Annotated in this window: 20 protein-coding genes and 1 rRNA gene (1 of these 21 only partly in view); 7 read left to right on the top strand and 14 right to left on the bottom strand. The window is 71.6% G+C overall.

Translation table 11 applies throughout. The features are described 5' to 3' along the window. Nucleotides 1-60 (bottom strand): 16S ribosomal RNA (locus ACPT94_RS41305); it reaches 1,466 nt to the left of the window's first position. Between the two features lie 841 nt (nucleotides 61-901). Between ACPT94_RS41305 and trpS the strand changes: the two genes are divergently transcribed. Then, nucleotides 902-1,927, top strand: a complete 1,026-nt coding sequence (gene trpS, locus ACPT94_RS41300) for a tryptophan--tRNA ligase (protein WP_425248094.1) — start codon at nucleotides 902-904, stop codon at nucleotides 1,925-1,927. On the opposite strand, the gene ACPT94_RS41295 is transcribed toward trpS, so the two are convergent. Next, nucleotides 1,867-2,886 (bottom strand): GlxA family transcriptional regulator, encoded by a 1,020-nt coding sequence (locus ACPT94_RS41295; RefSeq protein WP_425248093.1) that lies wholly within the window; start codon nucleotides 2,884-2,886, stop codon nucleotides 1,867-1,869. The two genes, trpS and ACPT94_RS41295, sit on opposite strands and share 61 nt — an antisense overlap. 75 nt (nucleotides 2,887-2,961) lie before the next feature. On the opposite strand from ACPT94_RS41295, the gene ACPT94_RS41290 reads away from it, so the two are divergent. After that, nucleotides 2,962-3,546, top strand: coding sequence for a cysteine hydrolase family protein (locus tag ACPT94_RS41290; protein WP_425248092.1), 585 nt, complete (start codon nucleotides 2,962-2,964; stop codon nucleotides 3,544-3,546). Nucleotides 3,547-3,564: 18 nt separating this feature from the next. Here the strand turns inward: ACPT94_RS41290 and proC are convergent, their stop codons facing one another. The 7 genes from proC to ACPT94_RS41255 all read right to left on the bottom strand — a co-directional run bounded on the left by proC (nucleotide 3,565) and on the right by ACPT94_RS41255 (nucleotide 8,778). Then, entirely contained in the window at nucleotides 3,565-4,377 is an 813-nt protein-coding gene (gene proC / locus ACPT94_RS41285) for a pyrroline-5-carboxylate reductase (protein WP_360351416.1), read from the bottom strand. A gap of 289 nt (nucleotides 4,378-4,666) precedes the next feature. Continuing rightward, nucleotides 4,667-5,440: an ABC transporter permease gene (locus ACPT94_RS41280; RefSeq protein WP_425248091.1), complete on the bottom strand. Its 774-nt coding sequence runs from the start codon at nucleotides 5,438-5,440 to the stop codon at nucleotides 4,667-4,669. Next, on the bottom strand, nucleotides 5,437-6,249 hold the full coding sequence (locus ACPT94_RS41275) for an ABC transporter ATP-binding protein (protein WP_425248090.1): 813 nt from the start codon (nucleotides 6,247-6,249) through the stop codon (nucleotides 5,437-5,439). Before ACPT94_RS41275 ends, ACPT94_RS41280 begins: the two co-directional genes overlap by 4 nt. Before the next feature lie 32 nt (nucleotides 6,250-6,281). Continuing rightward, complete coding sequence (locus ACPT94_RS41270; RefSeq protein ID WP_425248089.1) at nucleotides 6,282-6,683, bottom strand: hypothetical protein; 402 nt, start codon at nucleotides 6,681-6,683, stop codon at nucleotides 6,282-6,284. A gap of 200 nt (nucleotides 6,684-6,883) precedes the next feature. Beyond that, entirely contained in the window at nucleotides 6,884-7,654 is a 771-nt protein-coding gene (locus ACPT94_RS41265) for a class I SAM-dependent methyltransferase (protein WP_360351425.1), read from the bottom strand. 238 nt (nucleotides 7,655-7,892) lie between these two features. Then, nucleotides 7,893-8,417 (bottom strand): EamA/RhaT family transporter, encoded by a 525-nt coding sequence (locus tag ACPT94_RS41260; RefSeq protein ID WP_425248088.1) that lies wholly within the window; start codon nucleotides 8,415-8,417, stop codon nucleotides 7,893-7,895. Nucleotides 8,418-8,463: 46 nt separating this feature from the next. Then, nucleotides 8,464-8,778 carry an SH3 domain-containing protein gene (locus ACPT94_RS41255; protein WP_360351431.1) on the bottom strand — a complete coding sequence of 105 codons (315 nt, stop codon included), beginning with the start codon at nucleotides 8,776-8,778 and terminating at the stop codon, nucleotides 8,464-8,466. 181 nt (nucleotides 8,779-8,959) lie between these two features. Between ACPT94_RS41255 and ACPT94_RS41250 the strand changes: the two genes are divergently transcribed. After that, nucleotides 8,960-11,134, top strand: coding sequence for a serine/threonine-protein kinase (locus tag ACPT94_RS41250; RefSeq protein ID WP_425248087.1), 2,175 nt, complete (start codon nucleotides 8,960-8,962; stop codon nucleotides 11,132-11,134). A 77-nt stretch (nucleotides 11,135-11,211) separates the two neighbouring features. Here the strand turns inward: ACPT94_RS41250 and ilvD are convergent, their stop codons facing one another. The 4 genes from ilvD to ACPT94_RS41230 form a co-directional block, all read right to left on the bottom strand. Further along, complete coding sequence (ilvD, locus tag ACPT94_RS41245; RefSeq protein ID WP_425248086.1) at nucleotides 11,212-13,065, bottom strand: dihydroxy-acid dehydratase; 1,854 nt, start codon at nucleotides 13,063-13,065, stop codon at nucleotides 11,212-11,214. A 126-nt stretch (nucleotides 13,066-13,191) separates the two neighbouring features. Further along, nucleotides 13,192-13,797, bottom strand: coding sequence for a TetR/AcrR family transcriptional regulator (locus tag ACPT94_RS41240; RefSeq protein ID WP_360351439.1), 606 nt, complete (start codon nucleotides 13,795-13,797; stop codon nucleotides 13,192-13,194). Beyond that, nucleotides 13,794-14,618 (bottom strand): sugar phosphate isomerase/epimerase family protein, encoded by an 825-nt coding sequence (locus tag ACPT94_RS41235; RefSeq protein WP_360351442.1) that lies wholly within the window; start codon nucleotides 14,616-14,618, stop codon nucleotides 13,794-13,796. The genes ACPT94_RS41240 and ACPT94_RS41235 overlap by 4 nt, the downstream gene beginning before the upstream one ends. 251 nt (nucleotides 14,619-14,869) lie before the next feature. Continuing rightward, nucleotides 14,870-15,820 carry a Ppx/GppA family phosphatase gene (locus ACPT94_RS41230; RefSeq protein ID WP_360351445.1) on the bottom strand — a complete coding sequence of 317 codons (951 nt, stop codon included), beginning with the start codon at nucleotides 15,818-15,820 and terminating at the stop codon, nucleotides 14,870-14,872. 95 nt (nucleotides 15,821-15,915) lie between these two features. Between ACPT94_RS41230 and ACPT94_RS41225 the strand changes: the two genes are divergently transcribed. Further along, nucleotides 15,916-16,788, top strand: a complete 873-nt coding sequence (locus ACPT94_RS41225) for a DUF3109 family protein (protein ID WP_360351448.1) — start codon at nucleotides 15,916-15,918, stop codon at nucleotides 16,786-16,788. A 5-nt stretch (nucleotides 16,789-16,793) separates the two neighbouring features. On the opposite strand, the gene ACPT94_RS41220 is transcribed toward ACPT94_RS41225, so the two are convergent. Next, nucleotides 16,794-18,509: an RNA polymerase sigma factor gene (locus ACPT94_RS41220; RefSeq protein ID WP_425248085.1), complete on the bottom strand. Its 1,716-nt coding sequence runs from the start codon at nucleotides 18,507-18,509 to the stop codon at nucleotides 16,794-16,796. 256 nt (nucleotides 18,510-18,765) lie between these two features. Between ACPT94_RS41220 and radA the strand changes: the two genes are divergently transcribed. The 3 genes from radA to ACPT94_RS41205 all read left to right on the top strand — a co-directional run. After that, nucleotides 18,766-20,175: a DNA repair protein RadA gene (gene radA, locus ACPT94_RS41215; RefSeq protein ID WP_360351453.1), complete on the top strand. Its 1,410-nt coding sequence runs from the start codon at nucleotides 18,766-18,768 to the stop codon at nucleotides 20,173-20,175. Nucleotides 20,176-20,256: 81 nt separating this feature from the next. Beyond that, on the top strand, nucleotides 20,257-21,381 hold the full coding sequence (gene disA / locus ACPT94_RS41210) for a DNA integrity scanning diadenylate cyclase DisA (protein ID WP_360351456.1): 1,125 nt from the start codon (nucleotides 20,257-20,259) through the stop codon (nucleotides 21,379-21,381). Nucleotides 21,382-21,424: 43 nt separating this feature from the next. Continuing rightward, nucleotides 21,425-22,500 (top strand): IS630 family transposase (locus ACPT94_RS41205; RefSeq protein WP_425247229.1); only part of this gene is annotated, 1,076 nt, incomplete at its 3' end.

Raw genomic sequence — 22,500 nt, 5'->3', positions numbered from 1 at the left:
TTGCATGTGTTAAGCACGCCGCCAGCGTTCGTCCTGAGCCAGGATCAAACTCTCCGTGAATGTTTACCGGTAATCCGGTGCACACACACGAGAGCGGAACGAGAGGAGGAATAATCCTCTCGCTCACAGCGTCCTCGCTGTGTTTTTTCAAAGGAACCTCATCCTCGGCTATCACTGCCGGGGACGGGGTATCAACATATCTGGCGTTGATTTTTGGCACGCTGTTGAGTTCTCAAGGAACGGACGCTTCCTTTGTACTCACCCGAGAGACTCTCTCAGGCTTTCCTCCGGGCGCTTCCCTTCGGTCTTGCGTTCCCGACTCTATCAGATCTTTTCTCGATCCGATTTCCTCGGCGCTTTCCAGGTTCCCGCTTTCGCGGTTTCCTTTCCGGCGTTTCTGACTCTATCAGACCCTTTCGGCGCTGATTCCCCGTCAGAGGGGGGCTGTCCTCCCGGCCGTTGGGCCGTTCCGACGAGTGAGACTTTAGCGGATTCCCGGCTCCCGAAGCCAATCGGGGCCTGCGTCCTTTCGAACGAGGATTCCTCATTTCGCGAATACGCATGCCAATGACACGACGGCCGCCGGATCGACTGTTCGTCGAGGAGTGGTTGGTACTTGCGGAATGGCTGTCCGGGGACCGACCGTGGTCGGCGCTCACGTCGGACAACTCGGAGAACACTACGTATCCGTCCTGGGCGTGTCAACTCACGTCCCAGGGGCACCCCTGAGGCGTACTCTGGGGGACATGACTACGCGTACGTGCACCCAGCAGTGGTGGGCCGCCTGACGGCGGCCGGACTCACGTATGCACTCAACGGCCGCCGCCTCGGCGGCCGTTCTCGTTTCTCCCTCCTGAGGGTCGGCCGGCCGGTGCGGCGGGCTCGACCAGGAGGTGGAGAGATGAAACGGGTCTTCAGCGGGGTCAAGCCGACCGGGCACCTGACGCTGGGGAACTACCTGGGGGCCATGCGGCAGTGGGCCGCGGTCGATCAGCACCGGGCGGACGCGCTGTTCTGTGTCGTCGATCTGCACGCGCTGACCGTCCATCACGATCCCGCGCGGGTGCGTCGGCTCAGTCGGCAGACGGCCACCTTGCTGCTGGCGGCAGGGCTGGATCCGCAACTGTGCACGCTGTTCGTGCAGAGTCATGTGGACGAGCACGCGCGGCTGTCGTACCTGCTGGAGTGTGTGGCCACCGACGGCGAGATGCGGCGGATGATCCAGTACAGGGAGAAGGCCGCGCGGGAGCGCGAGCGGGGTGGGAGTGTGCGGCTGTCGCTGCTGACCTATCCGGTGCTGATGGCGGCGGACATCCTCGCGTACGGGACGGACGAGGTGCCTGTGGGGCACGACCAGACGCAGCACGTGGAGCTGACCCGGGATCTGGCGCTGCGGTTCAACCAGCGGTACGGGCAGGCGTTCGTGGTGCCCAGGGCCACTCATCCGCCGGTGGCGGCGCGGGTGATGAACCTGCAGGAACCGACGTCGAAGATGGGGAAGAGCGACGACGCCGGGCCGGGGATCGTCTATCTGCTGGACGAGCCGGACGTCGTGCGGAAGAAGGTCATGCGGGCCGTGACCGACAGCGGGCGTGAGGTCGTGTACGACCGGGAGGGGCGGCCCGGGGTCACGAATCTGCTCGAGATCCTCGCGGCTTGTACGGGTGGGAACCCGGAGGCCTTGGGCGGTGTATATGAGTCGTACGGATCGTTGAAGAGGGACACCGCCGAGGCTGTGGTGGAGGTTCTTCGTCCGGTGCAGGCGAGGCACAAGGAGTTGTGCGCTGATCCCGTCTATGTGGAGGGGGTGTTGCGGGAAGGTGCGGAGAAGGCGCGGGCGATGGCCCGGCCGGTCGTGGATGCCGCTTATCGCGCGATCGGGCTGCTGCCGCCGGTGGCGGAGCCGGTGCTGAACGCGGTTCGGTAGGCGCGGGGGCTGGTGGCGAGGCGCGATGCGAAGTGCTGGCGCATCGTGACCTCGCTGCCGAAGCCGGCGCGGCGGGCGACCTCGGGGATGGGGAGGTCGGTGCGTTCGAGGAGTTTCTGGGCTGCGGCGAGGCGCTGGTCGAGGAGCCAGCGGAGGGGGGTGGTGCCGGTGGCTGCCGTGAAGTGGCGGGCGAAGCTGCGGGAGGACATACCGGCGTGTGCTGCCAGGTCGGCGACGGTGAGTGGTTCGTGGAGGTGGCGCAGAGCGTGTTCGCGTACGGCGGCGAGGGTGTCGGCGTCGCGGTCCGTGTGAGGGGTGGGGTGCTCGATGAACTGGGCCTGGGTGCCCGTGCGGAAGGGGGCGGTGACCATGGAGCGGGCGATGGTGGCGGCTGCCTCGGCTCCGTGTGCGGTGCGGACGAGGTGGAGGCAGAGGTCGATGCCGGCCGCGGTGCCGGCGGCGGTCCAGATGTTGTCGTCCTCGATGAAGAGGGCGTCGGGGACGACGGTGATGTGGGGGTGGTGGGTGCGGAGGAGGTCGACGAGGTTCCAGTGGGTGATCGCTCGGCGGCCGTCGAGGAGGCCGGCCTGGGCGAGGGTGAAGGCGCCGCCGCAGAGGGCGGCGATGGTGGTACCGCGGGCGTGGGCGCGGCGGAGGGCTTCGAGGACGGGGCCGGGTGCGGGGGTGAGGTGGTCGTCGAGGCCGGGGATCAGGATCAGATCGGCTCTGGGTAGCCAGGAGAGGGTGCGGTCGGGGTGGAGTGCCAGGCCGCCGCGCATGGGGATGGGTGTGGTGGTGTCGGTGGCGACGCGGCGCAGGTCGAAGGCGGGGGCGCCGCGGTCGGTGCGGTCGGCGCCCCAGACCTCGGTGATGACGGAGACGTCGAAGGCGCGGATGCCGGGGAAGGAGACGAGGGCGACGCGGTACGGGGTTTTCCGGGCTTCCTCCGTGAGTGGCATGGGTGGCAGTAAACCATCGATCGCTGTCTTCCTGCCCTCTGGGGAGGGCGCCCGTGCGGCGGCAGGATCGTGGGCATGGAGATTTCGCAGAACGCGGCACTGCTGGTCGTGGATGTGCAGAAGGGCTTCGACGAGGCCGACTTCTGGGGGCCTCGGAACAATCCCGGGGCCGATGACAACATCGCTTCGCTCATCGATGTGTGGCAGGCGTCGGGGCGGCCGGTCGTCTTCGTACGGCATGACTCGTCGAAGCCGGAGTCGCCGCTGCGGGCGGGTTACGAGGGGAACGGCTTCAAGGAGTACGTGGAGGAGCGGCGTGGGAAGGGGACCGGGCCGGAGCTGTTCGTCACGAAGACCGTGAACTCGGCCTTCTACGGGACGCCGGATCTGGACGCCTGGTTGAGGGCGGAGGGGATCTCGCAGGTCGTGGTGGCCGGGGTCCAGACCAACATGTGCGTGGAGACGACCGCGCGGATGGGCGGGAACCTGGGGTACGAGGTCGTGGTCGCGTACGACGCCACGTACACCTTCGACCTGGAGGGACCGTTCGGCTGGCGGCGGAGTGCGGAGGAGGTGGCGCAGGCGTCGGCGGTGTCGCTGCACGGGGGCGGGTTCGCGCGGGTGGTGACCACGCGGGACGTGGTGAGCGCGGCGAAGTGACCGCCCCCGGCGGGCGCGTCAGTCCTTGGTGCCGGAGGCCAGTTCGCGGCTGCGGTCGCGGGCGGCTTCGAGGGCGGCGATGAGGGCGGCTCGTACGCCGTGGTTCTCGAGTTCGCGGATGGCGTTGATGGTGGTGCCGGCCGGCGAGGTGACGTTCTCGCGGAGCTTGACCGGGTGTTCGCCGCTGTCGCGGAGCATCGTGGCGGCGCCGATCGCGGACTGGACGATGAGGTCGTGGGCCTTGTCGCGGGGCAGACCGAGCAGGATGCCGGCGTCCGTCATGGCTTCGACCAGGTAGAAGAAGTACGCCGGGCCGGAGCCGGAGAGGGCGGTGCAGGCGTCCTGCTGGGACTCGGGGACGCGGAGGGTCTTGCCCACGGCGCCGAAGATCTCCTCGGTGTGGGCGAGGTCGGCCTCGCTGGCGTGGCTTCCGGGGGAGATGACGGACATGGCCTCGTCGACGAGGGCGGGGGTGTTCGTCATGACGCGGACGACGGGGACGCCGGTGGTGAGGCGGTCCTCGATGAAGGAGGTGGTGATGCCGGCGGCGCCGCTGATGACCAGGCGGCCGGCGGGGACGTGGGGGGCGAGCTCGTCGAGGAGGGTGCCCATGTCCTGCGGTTTGACCGTGAGGATGAGGGTGTCCGCGGTCTTGGCGGCTTCGGCGTTGGTGACGGGGATGACGCCGTAGCGGGTGCGGAGCTCTTCGGCGCGTTCGGCGCGGCGGGCGGTGACGAGGAGGTCAGCGGGGGGCCAGCCGCCTCGGAGCATTCCGCTGAGCAGGGCTTCGCCGATCTTGCCGGTGCCGAGGACTGCGACTTTCTGAGTCATGGCTGAGGTGCCCTCCGGGGGTTTGCGTCGTCCTCCGTCATCCTCGCATCGGGGAGTGGGGGCGTGGGTGCGTGTCCGGTGGGCGGACGTGGGGTCGGGGTGCGGTTGGATGCGGTTGGGGGTTCTTCGCCCCCGCCGCCCCTGCCCTTCCTGTCCCTGGGGGCCGGCGCCCCCAGACCCCCGTTTCGGTCCCGAACGGACCTCGTCCTCCAGCCCCCCAGAGGGGGCAGCCCCGGACGGACCTCGTCCTCCGGCCCCCCAGAGGGGGCAGCCCCGGACGGGGGTTGGTTCACGCGGTCCGGCGTCGCAGGGTGGCTGCTCCCAGGCCCAGCACCAGCAGTGCGCAGCCGGCCACGATCAGGACGTCGCGGAGGAAGGTGGCGGTCATGTCCGTGTGGTTGAGGACCTCGTTCATGCCGTCGACGGCGTAGGACATGGGGAGGACGTCGGAGAGGGCTTCCAGGACGGGGTGCATGGTGTCTCGTGGGGTGAAGAGGCCGCAGAGGAGGAGTTGGGGGAAGATCACCGCCGGCATGAACTGGACGGCCTGGAATTCGGAGGCTGCGAAGGCCGAGACGAAGAGGCCGAGGGCGGTGCCCAGGAGGGCGTCGAGGAGGGCGACCAGGAGGAGGAGCCAGGGGCTGCCTGTCACGTCCAGGTCGAGGAACCAGAGTGCGAGGCCGGTGGCGAGGGCGGACTGGATGATCGCGAGGGTGCCGAAGGCGAGGGCGTAGCCGACGATCAGGTCGGCCTTGCCGAGGGGAAGGGCGAGGAGGCGTTCGAGGGTGCCCGAGGTGCGTTCGCGCAGGGTGGCGATGGAGGTGACCAGGAACATCGTGATCAGCGGGAAGATGCCCAGGAGGGACGCGCCGATGCTGTCGAAGGTGCGCGGGTTGCCGTCGAAGACGTAGCGGAGCAGGAACAGCATCACGCACGGGACGAGGATCATCAGGGCGATCGTGCGGGGGTCGTGGCGGAGTTGGCGCAGGACCCGGGCGGCGGTGGCGGTGGTGCGGGAGAGGTTGAGGGGGGTGGTGGGCGCGGGGTGTGTGGGCGTGGTCATCGGGTGTTCTCCCTTTCACGGGCGGCCTCGGCCGCCTCGTCGACCAGGTGGAGGAAGGCCGCCTCGACGGTGTCGGAGCCGGTGCGGGCGCGCAGTGCGTCGGGGGTGTCGTCGGCGAGGATCTCGCCCTGGCGCATCAGCAGGAGGCGGTGGCAGCGCTCGGCCTCGTCCATGACGTGGGAGGAGACGAGGAGGGTCGCGCCGCGGGAGGCGGCGATGGTGTGGAAGAGGTGCCACAGGTCGCGGCGGAGGACCGGGTCCAGGCCGACGGTGGGTTCGTCGAGGACGAGGAGGTCGGGGGTGCCGAGGAGGGCGACCGCCAGGGAGACGCGGCTGCGCTGGCCGCCGGAGAGGTTGCCGGCCAGGGCGTCGGCGTGGCCGGTCAGGTCGACGTCGGCGATGGCTCGGGTGACGTTCTCGTGGCGGCGTTCGGCGGCTGCGCGGCCCGGGTCGAGGATCGCGGCGAAGTAGTCGAGGTTCTGGCGCACGGTCAGGTCGTCGTAGACGGAGGGGGCCTGGGTGACGTAGCCGACGCGGGTGCGGAGGGTGGGGTGGCCGGCGGGGTGGCCGAGGACGTCGAGGGTGCCGGTGACCTTGGCCTGGGTGCCGACGATCGCGCGCATCAGCGTCGTCTTGCCGCAACCCGAAGGGCCGAGGAGACCGGTGATCTGGCCGCGCGGGACGGTGAAGTCGAGGGCGTGGAGGACGGTGCGTGAGCCTCGGACGACGGTGAGGGCGCGGGCGTGTACGGCGGGGGTTTCGCCGGTGCGGGCGTCCGTGTCGGGTGGCCGGGGATGGTAATTCATCATGTGATGAATAATCTCGCCGGGGCGGGGCGTCGTCAAGGGGGGGAGCGCGTCATCGTGCGCGGCGCGGCGAACGTGCGGGCCGGGGCTCGGACCACGGCCTCGAAGGGGCCGCACGGGGTGTGGCTGCGGTTGTTCACGGCCGTCACGCCCGGAGGCTCGGGGTGATCCCGGTCGCGGTACCGGCCACGCTGCTGGTGCACGCCGGCCGCAGAGCTCGGGCGAGTGCGGGAGGTGCGGCAGCTGTGGCGGGGCACCGGGGTGAGGTGGTCGTGCTGGGGGTGACGGCGGGCGGCGACCGTCGTGGGGAGTCTGTCCGCTGGAGTGCTGATCGGGCTGGCGCCGGCCGTGGCCAGGACGGCCTGGGAGATCAGCCATGTGCGGTGGAGACCGAGGACCGCGGGGATGCCGGGATCGTCGTCGGGGTGGTGGGGCACGCGATGTTTCTGCGGCTGTCGAAGTTGACGGACGCGCGGACGCGCTGGATGTGTCGGCGCGGGATCGAAAAGTGCGGCGGGACCTGGGCGGGATGCGGCATGTGGACCACGCGTGCGCGGCGGCCCGGGCGGGGGGGGGCGCCCGTGGGGGGGGGGGCCGCCGCGCGGGGGGGGCGCGGTCCGCGCCGTCGGGGGGAGGATCAGGGGCGGGTGGCGAGCAGCAGCTCGACGTCGTAGGTCTCCTCCACCGTGCCGTCGGGAAAGGCGGCGAGGAGGTGGCGGCGTTCCTCGGCGAGGAAGGCGGCGGTGCTCTCGTCTCCGTGGACCAGGAAGAGCGAGCGGCTGGTGATGTTGGCCAGGTGCGTGTCGAGGGGGACGCGGCGGCTCCAGCGGACCCGGTGGCGGGCGAAGTCGAGGCGGCCGGCTGCGGAGGCGAGGGCGGCGTGGGTGCCGTCGCCGTTCCTCCAGACGTCCCGGTCGAGGCCGAAGTGACGTTGGACGCGGTCCGTCTGCGCGTCGATCCACGGCACGTCGAGGGCGCCGGCGTTCCACCACAGCGCCAGGGCGCCGCCCGGACGCAGGACGCGCACGGCCTCCGGGATGGCGCGGTCCGGGTCGGTCCAGTGCCAGGACTGGGCGTAGGTGAGGAAGTCCAGGGAGGCGGTGGCGAGGGGGAGGTGGTTGCCGTCGCCGCGGAGGATCGGCACGTCGGGGAGGGCACGGCGGAACTGGGCCGCCATGCCGTCGCCGGGTTCGACAGCGAGGACGTCGGCGCCGCGGGCTCGCAGCAGGGCGGTCGCGATGCCCGTCCCCGCGCCGATGTCGGCGACGCGGGCGCCCGCGAGTGAGCGGCCGGCCATCTCCTCGACCGCGTCGAAGAGCGCGGCCGGGTAGGAGGGGCGGTTGGCGGCGTACTGCGCCGCGGCGGAGTTGAAGGAGTGGGCTCGGGTGGTGTGGGAGGGAGCCGTCATGAGGTCATGGTGGCGGGGGACGGGTGGGGAGGGAACCGGATGTGGGGGGAGGTTGGCTGGGAGAGGCGGGAGAGAGGCGGCAGAGAGGCAGGATGCGGAGAGCTGGTATTCGGAGAGCCGGTATTCGGAGAGCCGGGGCTCGGAGTCGCGGTGCCGGCCTGGAGTTGGGGACGGAGGGGGCCGGTCGAGCGTTCGGGGCGTGGGCTCCGCGGTCGGGGTGGCTCGCTCGTGCCGTCGTTCAGGAGCGGCGGGGCTTCTTCGAGGGGTTGCGAGTGCGGCGGGCGGTGCGGCGCTCGTACTGTTCGCGGGCCGCCTCGTACTCCTCGCGGTGGAGTTTCTCGCCGGGAGCCTCGGTGAGGGAGCGGAAGAAGTAGGCGAGGAGGGAGCCGACGAAGCCGATGGCCAGAAGGCCGCGCAGGGAGGCCTGGCGGTCGGGGTCGGGGCGTTTGGCGAAGCTGTCCCAGGTGTGCCGGAAGGCCAGGGCGCTGCAGATCGCGAACATCACCACGACCAGCAGGGTCACGAAGCTGCCGATGTCGGCGATCGCGAGGCCCTCGTAGGCGAAGCGGAGGACGAGGCAGGAGACGGCCGCGGCGGCGAGCGAGCCGACGGCGACGGCGATGCGGCGGGCGATGTAGCCGTGGTCGTGGTGCACCCAGGCGGTGCCGAAGAAGCGGAGGGGCTCGGGGCGCGGGCCGGTGGGGCCGCTGCCCTGCCCCGGGGAGCCGGCCGAGGTGTCCGGGGTGCCGTTTTCGTCGCTCACGGGACGATTATGGCTCCGGGTCGTGGCGGGCTCCCCGAGGGGTGCGTCAGGCGCAGCGCGGTGCGATGTAGCCGTCGCTGCCCGTCTTGACGTACGCGTCCGAGACGAACTGGCTGTCGGCGATGTTGTCCCAGATGTTCGTCGTGCCGTACGGGCCGGTCACCGTGGTGCCCGCCTTCTGGCAGAAGATCGGCACCCTCGTGCCCTCGGGCAGGACCTTGACGACCGGGTAGCTGGTGCCGGGGCCGCTGCGGACGTTCAGGCGGACGCCGGGCGCGATCGGGTAGTACGTCAGGGACGCCGCCGCGACGGCCTGCGCCTCGTCGCTGCTCTCGGCCTCTTCGACGTGCTCGACAGACATGAAAAACCTCCCCCGTTGAACCCCATGACTGCCATGGGGACACGTTGATTCCCCCGAATCACGACATGAAACACATGTGCGCAACTCGCACGTGGAGGCTAGCAAGCCGCCTCGGTCCCGTTCGAGTCATCGACTAGGCTCCGTGCGTCGCGCGCGCGGCCGAACAGCACGGGGGTGGTCCATGACGCCACAGCGCAACACCGGGTCGGGCGCGGAAGCGGAACTTCCGGAATACGCCGGTCACTACCGGCTGGAGTCCTGCCTGGGCTCCGGCGGCATGGGCGTGGTCCATCTGGCCCGCAGCACCTCCGGGATGAAGCTCGCGGTGAAGGTCGTCCACGCCGAGTTCGCCAGGGATCCCGAGTTCAGGGGGAGATTCCGGCAGGAGATCGCGGCCGCGCGAAGAGTCAGCGGCGCCTTCACCGCACCCGTAGTCGACGCCGACCCGGAGGCCGAACGGCCCTGGATGGCCACCTTGTTCATTCCGGGCCCGACCTTGTCGGATCACGTGAAGCGGAACGGGCCCATGGGGGCGGGCGAGTTGCGGCGGCTGGTGGCCGGGCTCGCGGAGGCGCTGCGCGACATCCACCGGGTGGGGGTCGTGCACCGGGACCTGAAGCCCAGCAACGTGTTGCTCGCCGAGGACGGTCCGAAGGTCATCGACTTCGGCATCTCCCGGCCGAAGGACAGCGAACTGCGCACCGAGACGGGGAAGTTGATAGGCACCCCGCCGTTCATGGCGCCGGAGCAGTTCCGCCGTCCGCGGGAGGTCGGGCCCGCCGCCGACATCTTCGCGCTGGGATCCGTGCTGGTGCACGCGGCGACCGGGCGGGGGCCGTTCGACTCCGACAGCCCGTACGTCGTCGCCTACCAGGTCGTCCACGACGAGCCCGATTTGACGGGCGTACCGGAGAGCCTCGCGCCGCTGGTGCTGCGCTGCCTCGCCAAGGAGCCCGAGGAACGGCCCACGCCGGACGAGCTGATGCGGGAACTGCGGTCGGTCGCGGCCTCGTACGACACGCAGGCGTTCATACCGACGCAGCGATCGCTGGATGCCCCCCAACCCGACGCCCCCAGGTCCGACGCACCGCAGCCGGACGCGTCGCAGCCGGACGCGCCGAAGCCGCCGCAGGAGCAGGGCGCGGGGGCGGCGCGCGCGGGCGGGCCACGGTGGAGTCGGCGCGGGCGTGTCGCCCTCGCCGTCGGGGCCCTGGTCCTCGCCGTGGGGGCAGGACTCGTCTCCGTGCGGTGGCTCGGCGGAGACGAGGCGGGCGGCTCCGGGCGGAACACGGGCGACTCCGGGACGGCGGCGGAGGCCTTCACTCCCTGGGCGACACGACCGGCCATGGGCAAAGCCGGCGGCATGCCGCAGTGCGCGTACGACGCGAAGCGGCTGCTCTGCGCCCAGTCGGGGCTGGTGTCGGCGCTCGACGCGACCGACGGGCGCGTGCTGTGGCGGCACGCGCTGTCCGCCGGCGACAGGCCCGGCGAGGCACCGGTCCTCGCGGGCGGGCTGGCGCATGTGCTGACGCACTCGGGCAAGCGGGTCGAGGCCCTCGATCCGGCGTCCGGCAGGACGCGCTGGCAGCGGGACGTGTCGGCTTACCCGGGGATCCGGTACGCCGGTGGCACGCTCCTGCTCACCGCGGCCGACGGCACGGTGACCGGCGTGGACGCCGCCTCGGGACGGACCAGGTGGAGCCATCGCGTTCCCGGGGCCGGCGAGGCGTACTTCGTGTCGTTCCCGGGCGACCCGCTGGCGTATACGACGACCACGTCCGGCGACGGGCGTACGCGGGTCACGGCGGTGGACCCCGCAACCGGTGACGTGCGCTGGGACGAGCGGTTCAGCGGCGAGCTGACGGTGGTGGGCGCCGCCCGCGACAGCCTCGTCCTGCTGTCCGGCGGCGGCGAGTACGGCAGGGCCGACGCCGTGGTCCGCTTCTATCCCGAGACCAAGGTGTCACGGCGGGTGGCGCTGAGCGTCGCCCTGCAGCAGGCGAGCGCGGCCGTGCACGGGGACCGCGTCTACCTGCTGACCTTCGACGGCTCGCTCGTCGCCGTGGACACGCTCGCGGGGAAGCGGCTGTGGTCCCTGCAGACGGCCGTGAGCCGGGGGTCGGTGCCGACGGCGGACGGCGAGCACGTGTACTTCAGCGCCCCCGACGGCCGTCTCCTCGCCGTCGACGCCGCCGCGGGCAAGCTCATCGGGCAGACGCCGCTGCGGCTCGGAGCCAACTCGGACGAGGTGGTGACCACTCTGCCCGCGCCGGGGGCGGTCGGCGGCCGCGTCTACGCCGGCGCTCCGGACGGCACCGTCTTCGCGGTGGACGGAGCCGACCCCTCGGCCTGGTGACGCCAGGAGCCCCTGCCACGCCGTGCCACGCCGAGGGGCCGCCCCCCAGGAGCGGCCCCAGTGGCGGAACGTGGGCGTCAGCCCAGCTTCGACACGTCCCGCACCGCGCCCTTGTCGGCGCTCGTGGCCATCGCGGCGTAGGCGCGCAGGGCGGCGGAGACCTTGCGGTCGCGGTTCTTCGGGGCGTACGCCCCGTTCAACGACTGCTCGCGACGCGAGAGTTCCGCCTCGTCGACGAGCAACTCGATCGTGCGGTGGGGGATGTCGATCCGGATGCGGTCGCCGTCCTCGACGAGCGCGATCGTGCCGCCGGCGGCCGCCTCGGGGGAGGCGTGGCCGATGGACAGACCCGAGGTGCCACCGGAGAAACGGCCGTCCGTGACCAGCGCGCAGGCCTTGCCCAGGCCGCGGCCCTTCAGGTACGAGGTCGGGTAGAGCATCTCCTGCATGCCGGGACCGCCCTTGGGGCCCTCGTAGCGGATGACGACCACGTCGCCCTCCTTGACCTGCTGGGTGAGGATCTTCTGGACGGCCTCCTCCTGCGACTCGCAGACGACCGCCGGGCCCTCGAAGGTCCAGATGGACTCGTCGACGCCGGCCGTCTTCACCACGCAGCCGTCGACGGCGAGGTTGCCCTTGAGGACCGCCAGGCCGCCGTCCTTGGAGTACGCGTGCTCGGCGCTGCGGATGCAGCCGCCCTCGGCGTCCTCGTCGAGGGCCTCCCAGCGCTCCGACTGGGAGAAGGCCTCGGCGGAGCGGACGCAGCCGGGGGCCGCGTGCCACAGCTCGACCGCCTCGGGGGACGGGGAGCCGCCGCGGACGTCCCACGTCTTCAGCCAGTCCGCCAGGGACGGGCTGTGGACCGCGTGCACGTCCTCGTTCAGCAGGCCGGCGCGGTGCAGCTCGCCGAGGAGGGCCGGGATACCGCCGGCGCGGTGCACGTCCTCCATGTAGTACGTGCGGTCCTTGGCGACGTTCGGGGCCACCTTGGCCAGGCACGGGACCCGGCGTGAGACCGCGTCGATCTCGTTCAGGCCGAAGGGGACGCCCGCCTCCTGGGCCGCCGCCAGCAGGTGCAGGATCGTGTTGGTGGAGCCGCCCATGGCGATGTCCAGGGCCATCGCGTTCTCGAACGCCGCGAAGGTGGCGACGTTGCGCGGCAGCACCGTCTCGTCGTCCTGCTCGTAGTAGCGGCGGGTGATGTCCATGACCGTGCGCGCGGCGTCGACGTACAGCTGCTTGCGCGCGGTGTGGGTGGCCAGGACCGAGCCGTTGCCCGGGAGGGAGAGCCCGATGGCCTCGGTCAGGCAGTTCATCGAGTTGGCCGTGAACATGCCGGAGCAGCTGCCGCAGGTCGGACAGGCGTTCTCCTCGATCCGGAGGATGTCCTCGTCCGAGATCTTGTCGTTCACGGCGTCGGAGATCGCGTCGACCAGGTCGAGCGTGCGGACCGTGCCGTCGACGAGGGTGGCGCGGCCGGACTCCATCGGGCCGCCGGAGACGAAGACCGTGGGGATGTTCAGCCGCAGGGCGGCGTTCAGCATGCCCGGGGTGATCTTGTCGCAGTTGGAGATGCAGACCAGGGCGTCGGCGCAGTGCGCCTCGACCATGTACTCCACGCTGTCCGCGATCAGGTCGCGGGAGGGCAGGCTGTAGAGCATGCCGCCGTGGCCCATCGCGATGCCGTCGTCGACGGCGATCGTGTTGAACTCGCGCGGGATGCCGCCGGCCTCGACGATCGCCTCGCTGACGATACGGCCGACGGGCTGGAGGTGGGTGTGGCCCGGCACGAACTCCGTGAAGCTGTTGGCGACCGCGATGATCGGCTTCCGGCCGATGTCCGCACCGGGTACACCGGAGGCGCGCATAAGGGCGCGGGCGCCCGCCATGTTGCGGCCGTGGGTGACTGTGCGGGACCTCAGCTCGGGCATCGTCGCTCGCTCCTTCGGAGAGTTCTGCCAGAGGGCGCTGACAGAGTTCTGACTCTCATCGAGCCTACGCCGGTCATCCAGGGGCCGGACACGTTGTCCGGAATGCGGGATGTCCGTCTCAGTGCGTCACGGGTTGGTCAGATGGCCCTGCACCACGGGCGCCAGGCGCGCGATGATCTGCTCCGGGTCCGCCGACGCGAGCGGCTCGGCCTTGATGACGTACCTCAGCATGGCGGTGCCCACCAGCTGCGCGGCCGCGAGCTCGGCGCGCAGTTCGGCGTCCGGCAGGTCCAGTCGTACGGCGATGCGGCCCAGCACCTGCGTGGCGATGATGCGGCGGAAGACGGCTGCCGCGGTGTCGTTGTTCACCGCGGACCGGACGATCGCGAGCAGGGGCACACGGGTCGCCGGGTTCTCCCAGACGCCGAAGACGAAGCGGGTCAGGCGCTCCCCCACGCCGTCGAGCGGGCCCTCCTCGAGGGCCCGCGGCGCCTCCAGCGCGGGTGCGAGGGCCAGGGAGACGGCCGCCTCGAAGACCTGCTCCTTGGTGCCGAAGTAGTGGTGCACGAGCGCCGGGTCCACGCCGGCGGCCTTCGCGATGCCCCGCACGGACGTCTTCTCGTAGCCCCGCTCGGAGAACTCCTCGCGGGCCGCGGTGAGGATGCGGTCGCGGGTGCCGGCGGACTCGGCGCGCGGGGGTCGGCCGCGGCGGCGCGCGCCGGTGTCGGTCACCGGCGGGGCACCTTCAGCGCGGAGGCCAGGTGCAGACGCGTGAAGGCCAGGGCCTCGGCGAGATCGGCCTCACGTTCGGCGCCGGACATCGCGCGCCGTGTGTTGACCTCGATGACGACGTGCCCGTCGAAGCCGCTCAGCGCGAGCCGCTCCAGCAGTTCGGCGCAGGGCTGGGAACCGCGGCCGGGGACGAGGTGCTCGTCCTTGGCGGAGCCGTTGCCGTCGGCGAGGTGGACGTGCCCGAGGCGGTCGCCCATGCGGTCGAGCATGTGCATCGCGTCCGTGCGGGCCGTGGCGGCATGGCTGAGATCGATCGTGAAGTGCCGGTAGTCGTCCTTCGTCACGTCCCACTCGGGCGCGTACGCGAGCATCTCGCGGTCCCGGTAGCGCCAGGGGTACATGTTCTCGACGGCGAACCGTACGTCCGTCTCGTCCGCCATCCGCCAGATCCCCTGGACGAAGTCGCGCGCGTACTGGCGCTGCCAGCGGAAGGGCGGGTGGACGACGACGGTGGTCGCGCCGAGCTGCTCGGCCGCCGCGCGCGCCCGCTGGAGCTTCACCCACGGGTCGGTCGACCACACCCGCTGGGTGATGAGCAGGCAGGGGGCGTGCACGGCCAGGATCGGGACCTGGTGGTAGTCGCTGAGCCTGCGCAGCGCGTCGATGTCCTGGCTGACCGGGTCGTTCCACACCATGACCTCGACCCCGTCGTACCCGAGGCGCGCGGCGATCTCGAAGGCCGTCGCCGTCGACTCCGGATAGACCGAGGCCGTCGACAGGGCGACCTTCGCATCCGGGATGCGCACGACGGGCTCTGCCATGGGGGACAGATTACGGGGTGCGGTGGGTGAGCCGCGGGGCACCCGATCGCCGTTGTGGTGTTCGCCACGGGCGGGGGCGGGTGTGTGGCTGCTCGCGCCACACGGCGGGGGCCGGTGTGCGGTTGCTCGCGCCCACACGGCGAAGGCGGGTGTGCGGTTGCTCGCGCCCACACGGCGAAGGCGGGTGTGCGGTTGCTCGCGCCCGCGCGGCGGGGCCGCGCATCGATCAGCCCCGCGCCTCTCCGGGGGCGCTAGAGGGAACTCATGTGGTTGAGCGAACCCATGTGGTCGAGCCGGCGCAGGATCACGCCCTCCCGCAGCGCCCAGGGGCAGATCTCCAGGGTGTCCACCTCGAACAGGTCCATCGCGCCCTCGGCGACCAGCGCGCCCGCCAGGAGCTGGCCCGCGCGGCCCTCGGAGACCCCCGGGAGCTCCGCGCGCTGGGCGATGGTCATGCCGGCCAGCCGCGGCACCCAGGCCTCCAGGGACTCCCGCTTGAGGTCGCGCTGGACGTAGGGGCCGTCGGCGGAGCGGGCGGCGCCGGCGAGGCGGGCGAGCTGCTTGAAGGTCTTCGACGTGGCGACGACGTGGTCGGGGGTGCCGAAGCGGCTGAACTCCCCGACCGTGCGGGCGATCTCCGCGCGCGCGTGCCGGCGCAGCGCCCGTATGTTCTCGGGGTCGGGCGGGTCCCCGGGCAGCCAGCCGGCCGTGAGGCGGCCCGCGCCGAGCGGGAGGGAGACGGCCGCGTCGGGCTCCTCGTCGATGCCGTACGCGATCTCCAGGGAGCCGCCGCCGATGTCCAGGACCAGCAGCTTGCCGGCCGACCAGCCGAACCAGCGGCGGGCGGCGAGGAACGTGAGCCGGGCCTCCTCCGCGCCGGTGAGGACCTGGAGCTCGACGCCGGTCTCGGCCTGCACGCGCGCGAGGACGTCGTCGGCGTTGCTGGCCTCGCGCACCGCGGAGGTGGCGAACGGCAGCACGTCCTCGACGCCCTTGTCCTCGGCGGCCTGGAGGGCGTCCTGGATGACGGTGATCAGTTTGTCGACGCCCTCGGGGCCGATCGCCCCGCTCGGGTCGAGGAGCTGGGCGAGGCGCAACTCCGCCTTGTGCGAGTGCGCGGGCAGCGGACACGCGCCGGGGTGTGCATCCACCACCAGCAGATGCACCGTGTTCGATCCCACGTCGAGGACACCGAGTCTCATGTAGGGAACGCTACTGCCCGTCACGCTGTCCTCCGTCTCCGGTGCGCAAGCTGAGACGGTGCTGTAAGCAGACGTGGGCGGCATACCCTGGACGCGTGCCAAAGACGAAAAACGCGAAGGACGAAAAGGCCGACAAGGCTGCCAAGACGGCCAAATCCACCAAGGGTCCTTCGCCGGTGAAGTCATCGAAGGTGTCGCGGAAGGCCCTGGTCGCGGACGAGAAGGGCCTCGACTTCGCGCGCGCGTGGGTGGAGTTTCCTGATCCGGCGGACGACGAGCAGGTGTTCCGCTGCGATCTGACATGGCTGACCTCTCGCTGGAACTGCATCTTCGGCAGCGGCTGCCAGGGCATCCAGGCGGGCCGCGCGGAGGACGGCTGCTGCACGCTGGGTGCCCACTTCTCCGACGAGGACGACGAGAAGCGCGTGGCCGAGCATGTGGCGCGGCTCACACCCGACCTCTGGCAGCACCACGACGAGGGCACACGGCACGGCTGGGTCTCGCAGGACGAGGAGGGCTCCCGCCAGACCCGCCCGTTCAACGGCTCGTGCATCTTCCAGAACCGCCCCGGCTTCGCGGGCGGCGCCGGCTGCGCGCTGCACATCCTGGCTCTCAGGGAGGGCCGCGAGCCGCTGGAGACCAAGCCGGACGTCTGCTGGCAGCTTCCGATCCGGCGCACGTACGACTGGATCGACCGGCCCGACGACACACGCGTGCTGCAGGTGTCGATCGGCGAGTACGACCGGCGCGGCTGGGGGCCGGGCGGCCACGACCTGCACTGGTGGTGCACGTCGGCCACCTCGGCGCACGGCGCGGGTGAGCCGGTGTACGTCTCCTACCGGGCGGAGCTGACCGAGCTGATGGGCAAGGCCGGCTACGACCGTCTGGTCGAGCTGTGCGAGGAGCGGCTGGCCTCGCAGCTCCCGCTGCTGGCACCGCACCCGGCGGATCCGGATCCGGCCGTCTGAGCGGATCACGCCGCGGACGGGCTCGGGTCACCACCCCCGGACGGCGGTTCCGAGCCCCCCGGGGCGGGCGGCGACGAGCCGCTGGGCGTGGGCTCCGGGTCCGGCGAGGACGGCGGATCGGTCGGCGTGGGGTCGGCGGAGGCGGAGTCCGTGGGGGTCGGGTCCGGGTCCGGCGGCACGGGCGGGTCGGTGGGCGTGCCGGGGCCGGGAGCCGAGGGGGCGGGCGCGGTGCCGTAGCCCTCGATGGAGACGACGGCGCCCGCCGGGGAGATCGCCACGCGCGCGTGCCAGTGACCGGAGGGCTCGCGCAGGTGGTCGACGTACACCTTGATCGTCGTCGACTCCCCCGGGGCGAGCGTGCCCGTGGCGCGGCTCGGGTAGAGCCAGGCGGCTCCGGTGGACGCGGCCCAGCGGACCGGCTCGGGTGCGTCCGTGGCCGCGGTGAGGGTGATCAGGGTGGTGTCGCCGCTGCTGCGGGCGGTCACGGTGAGGCGGTCCGCGCCGTTCCCGCCGAGCCCCGTGACGCTGATGACCGCCACGGAGACGTCCGTCCCGTTGCCCTTGGTGAAGCCGGAGCCGGGGCGGGTGCCGGCGTTCCCGGCGTTCTGGTAGCCGCCCGGCGCCTCGGCGTCGAAGCTGTCGCGGTCCTGCGCCTCGCTGGCCGTGACCGAGCGGCCCTCGGCGCCCTCGGCGGTCGGCGTACCCCGGTAGGCGGCCCACAGGGCGAGCACGGGCGCGGCGACGACAGTGGCGACGACGGTCGTCGTGACGGCACGCGCGCGCAGGCGGTCCCGGCGGGCGGCGCGGTCCTTGGGGTCCATCGGGAAGCCCCGCCGGTCGAAGCGGGGCGCGGCGGCGCCCCGCGCGCGCGGGAGGTGCGCCATGACGACGCGCAGCTCCGCGCGGGGCGCTTCCAGGACGGGCAGCTCGGCGGGCGTGACGCCGGCGCCGGGCCAGCGGCCGGGGGCCGCGCGCTCGGCGGCCCGGCGGCAGCGTGGACAGTCGTCGACATGCCGGACGAGCTCGCGGCGCAGGACGGCGCTGAGCACGAGCTGGTGGTCGCCGGTGAGACGCGCCACACCGGGGCAGCCGCCGGTCTCGACGACGGCGAGGGCCGCGCGCGTGCGCTCGACCTCGCAGGCGGCGGAGGCGAGCAGCTCACGGGCCGCGGCGAGGCCCAGCCCGAGGACGGCGGCGACCTCGTGGGCGGCGAGGTGGTGGCGTACGGCGAGTTCGAGCGCCTCGCGCTGCTCCGGGGTGGTGCCGGCGGCCTCCGGCCAGGCCAGCAGGGCGAGTTCGCGCCGCCGCTGCTCCTGGACCTCCTCGGACACGGGCGCGCCGACGGGTTGCGCACCGGTCGCCCGGTGCGCACCGGAGCGTCCGGCCGCGTGGGTGGCCTGACGTTTCTGCTTGGCCTCGGCCAGCTTGCGCAGGCACGCCCAGCGGGCCAGCGCGTACAGCCAGGCCCGGCGCTCGCCCGCGACGTCGGGGACACGCTGCCCGCGCCGCTCGGCGAGCGCGAGGGCGTCCCCGAGCGCCGCCGTGGCCGCGTCGTGGTCGCACAGGACGGACAGACAGTAGGTGAACAAGCCGTCCATGTACGGCTCGTAGTGCGCGGGCAGCCGCTGCGCCGGCGTGCGCGCCGCAGCGCGGTCGCGCGCCTCCCTGTGCGCCCGGTGTGCGCCGGTCGTGCGGGTCGAGATTTCCGGACTGCTGCTCATCACCCGTGCGACCGTAGGCGGAGCGGAACGACCTCTTCTGCCCGCTTGAGTCCATTTAATCCGTACGGGTGAAACGATCCCTCATAAGGGGACAGGAACGGATGATTCCGTGGCGCGTTCACGCTGGGGGGTGGCTGGTTCACAGGGGGTGCGTGGGCCCGGGCGTCCATCCCGCGGAGCGCGCGCCCGGCCGCGGCCGGGTCCCCGTCGTCCACAGGCCCAGCCCGTTGTCAGTCCCGGCGGTTACGGTTTCCCCATGGCTGCCCGTACGAAGACCACCAAGGACCGCCCGTCCTACCGCTGCACGGAATGCGGCTGGCAGACGGCCAAGTGGCTCGGCCGCTGCCCCGAGTGCCAGGCCTGGGGCACGATCGAGGAGTACGGCGCGCCCGCTGTCCGTACGACGACGCCGGGGCGCGTCACCACCTCCGCCCTGCCCATCGGCGAGGTCGACGGCCGTCAGGCCACCGCCCGCCCCACCGGTGTGCCCGAGTTGGACCGCGTCCTCGGCGGCGGGCTGGTCCCCGGCGCGGTCGTCCTCCTCGCCGGCGAGCCGGGCGTCGGCAAGTCCACGCTGCTGCTCGACGTGGCCGCCAAGTCGGCGAGCGACGACCACCGCACGCTCTACGTCACGGGTGAGGAGTCCGCGAGCCAGGTCCGGCTGCGCGCGGACCGCATCGGCGCCATCGACGACCACCTGTATCTCGCCGCCGAGACCGATCTGGCCGCCGTCCTGGGCCACTTGGACGCGGTCAAGCCCTCGCTGCTGATTCTCGACTCGGTGCAGACGGTGGCCTCCCCGGAGATCGACGGGGCGCCCGGCGGCATGGCCCAGGTCCGCGAGGTCGCCGGCGCCCTCATCCGCGCCTCCAAGGAGCGCGGCATGTCCACCCTGCTTGTGGGCCATGTCACCAAGGACGGCGCGATCGCCGGCCCGCGCCTGCTCGAGCACCTCGTGGACGTCGTCCTGCACTTCGAGGGCGACCGGCACGCGCGTCTGCGCCTCGTACGGGGCGTCAAGAACCGCTACGGCGCCACCGACGAGGTCGGCTGCTTCGAACTGCACGACGAGGGCATCACGGGCCTCGCCGACCCAAGCGGACTTTTCCTGACGCGCCGTGACGAACCGGTCCCCGGTACCTGTCTGACGGTCACCCTGGAGGGCCGCCGCCCGCTGGTCGCCGAGGTCCAGGCGCTCACCGTCGACTCGCAGATCCCGTCCCCCCGCCGGACGACCTCCGGCCTGGAGACGTCCCGCGTGTCGATGATGCTCGCGGTCCTGGAGCAGCGGGGCAGGATCAGTGCCCTCGGCAAGCGGGACATCTACTCGGCGACGGTGGGCGGAGTGAAGCTCTCCGAGCCGGCGGCGGACCTGGCGATCGCCCTCGCCCTGGCCTCCGCGGCGAGCGACACCCCGCTGCCCAAGAACCTCGTCGCGATCGGCGAAGTCGGCCTTGCGGGCGAGGTCAGACGGGTCACGGGCGTCCAGCGCAGGCTCGCCGAGGCCCACCGCCTGGGCTTCACGCACGCGCTCGTCCCGGGCGACCCGGGCAAGATCCCTTCCGGGATGAAGGTCCTGGAAGTCGCGGACATAGGGGACGCCCTGCGGGTCCTGCCGCGCTCCCGTCGCCGAGACGCCCCGCGGGACGAGGAGGAGCGCCGGTAGACTTTGCCCAGGTCTCGCCCGTCCGTACGAACCGAGTGCGCGAAACGGGAACGCCCCAGAACCTGCGACCGGAGGAGTGCAGTGGCAGCCAACGACCGGGCGGCAGCTCCCGGAAAGTCCGGTGGGAGTTCCGGTGCCGACGGCCTGATGCGCGCCTCGCTGAGCGCGGTGGCTCCCGGCACGGCCCTGCGCGACGGCCTCGAGCGGGTTCTCCGCGGCAACACCGGCGGACTCATCGTGCTGGGCTCCGACAAGACGGTCGAGGCGATGTGCACGGGCGGTTTCGTCCTGGATGTCGAGTTCACGGCCACGCGTCTGCGCGAGTTGTGCAAGCTCGACGGCGGCATCGTGCTCTCCTCCGACCTGTCGAAGATCCTGCGCGCGGGCGTGCAGTTCGTGCCCGACGCGACGATCCCCACCGAGGAGACGGGCACCCGGCACCGTACGGCGGACCGCGTCTCCAAGCAGGTCGGCTTCCCGGTGGTCTCGGTCTCGCAGTCCATGCGGCTCATCGCCCTGTACGTCGACGGCCAGCGCCGCGTCCTGGAGGACTCGGCGGCGATCCTGTCCCGCGCGAACCAGGCATTGGCGACCCTGGAGCGCTACAAGCTCCGCCTGGACGAGGTCGCGGGAACGTTGTCAGCGCTGGAGATCGAGGACCTGGTGACGGTCCGGGACGTCTCCGCGGTGGCCCAGCGCCTGGAGATGGTGCGCCGCATCGCCACCGAAATCGCTGAATACGTGGTCGAACTGGGCACCGACGGGCGCCTTCTCGCCCTCCAGCTCGACGAGTTGATCGCCGGCGTGGAGCCGGAGCGCGAACTGGTCGTCCGGGACTACGTCCCCGAGCCCACGGCCAAGCGCTCCCGCACGGTCGACGAGGCCCTCTACGAGCTGGACGCCCTCACCCACGCCGAGCTTCTCGAACTGTCCACGGTGGCCCGCGCGTTGGGCTACACCGGCTCGCCCGAGTCCCTCGACTCGGCGGTGTCCCCCCGCGGCTTCCGCCTCCTGGCCAAGGTGCCCCGCCTCCCCGGCGCGATCATCGACCGCCTGGTGGAGTACTTCGGCGGCCTCCAGAAGCTCCTCGCCGCCAGCGTCGACGACCTCCAGACGGTGGACGGCGTGGGCGAGGCCAGGGCGCGCAGCGTCCGCGAGGGTCTGTCGCGACTGGCGGAGTCGTCGATCCTGGAGCGGTACGTCTAGTCTCCTGAGTCAGGAATTCTGTTCAGATGTGTAGGGTTGTGGGGTGGCGCGTACTGGGCGGCCGAAGGCCGAGTTGATCCTGTCGGATGAGGAACGGGCTGCGCTGGAGGGATGGGTGCGGCGCCGTTCCACGCCGCAGGCGTGGGCTCTGCGCTGCCGGATCATCCTGGCCTGCTCTACCGGCGCGTCCAACAAGGACGTGGCAGCGCAACTCGGCTCGACACCGCATGCGGTGGGCAGGTGGCGGGCGCGGTTCGTCGAGCACCGGATCGCGGGCCTGGGCGACATGCCGCGCTCGGGCGGGCCCAGGACGGTGACCGACGAACAGGTCGCCGCGGTGGTCACCAAAACGCTGGAGAGCACGCCGAAGAACGCCACGCACTGGTCGACGAGGGCGATGGCCAAGGAGTTGGGCATGTCGCAGTCGACCGTCTCGCGGATCTGGCGAGCCTTCGGCCTGCAGCCACACCGCTCGGAGACGTTCAAGCTGTCGACCGACCCGTACTTCGTCGACAAGGTCCACGACGTCGTCGGCCTGTATCTGGACCCGCCCGAGCGGGCCCTGGTGTTCTGCGTGGACGAGAAGTCGCAGATCCAGGCACTGGACCGCTCCCAGCCGGTGCTGCCGATGATGCCGGGTGTTCCCCAACGGGTCACTCACGACTACGTGCGGGCGGGAACCACGACGCTGTTCGCGGCCCTGGAGGTGGCCACGGGGAAAGTCATCGGCTCCCTCCACCGCCGGCACCGGGCCGAGGAGTTCAAGAAGTTCCTCATCAAGCTGGACCGAGAGATACCGCAGGGCCTGGACGTGCACCTCGTGCTGGACAACTACGCCACCCACAAGACCCCGGCCATCAAGACCTGGCTCCTGGCCCACCCCCGCTTCCACCTGCACTTCACACCCACCGGCTCGTCATGGCTGAACCTGGTCGAGCGGTGGTTCGCGGAGCTGACCAACAAGCAGATACGACGAGGCGTCCACAAGACCGTCCACGCGCTGGAGAAGGACATCCGCAGCTGGATCGCCATGTGGAACACCGATCCCAAGCCCTACGTCTGGACGAAGACCGCGGACGAAATCCTCGAACGCCTCGCCAGTTATCTGAACAGAATTCC

Source organism: Streptomyces aurantiaciflavus (assembly GCF_049808595.1).
Lineage (GTDB): Bacteria > Actinomycetota > Actinomycetes > Streptomycetales > Streptomycetaceae > Streptomyces.
This window is presented reverse-complemented; position numbering and strand designations above follow the sequence as displayed.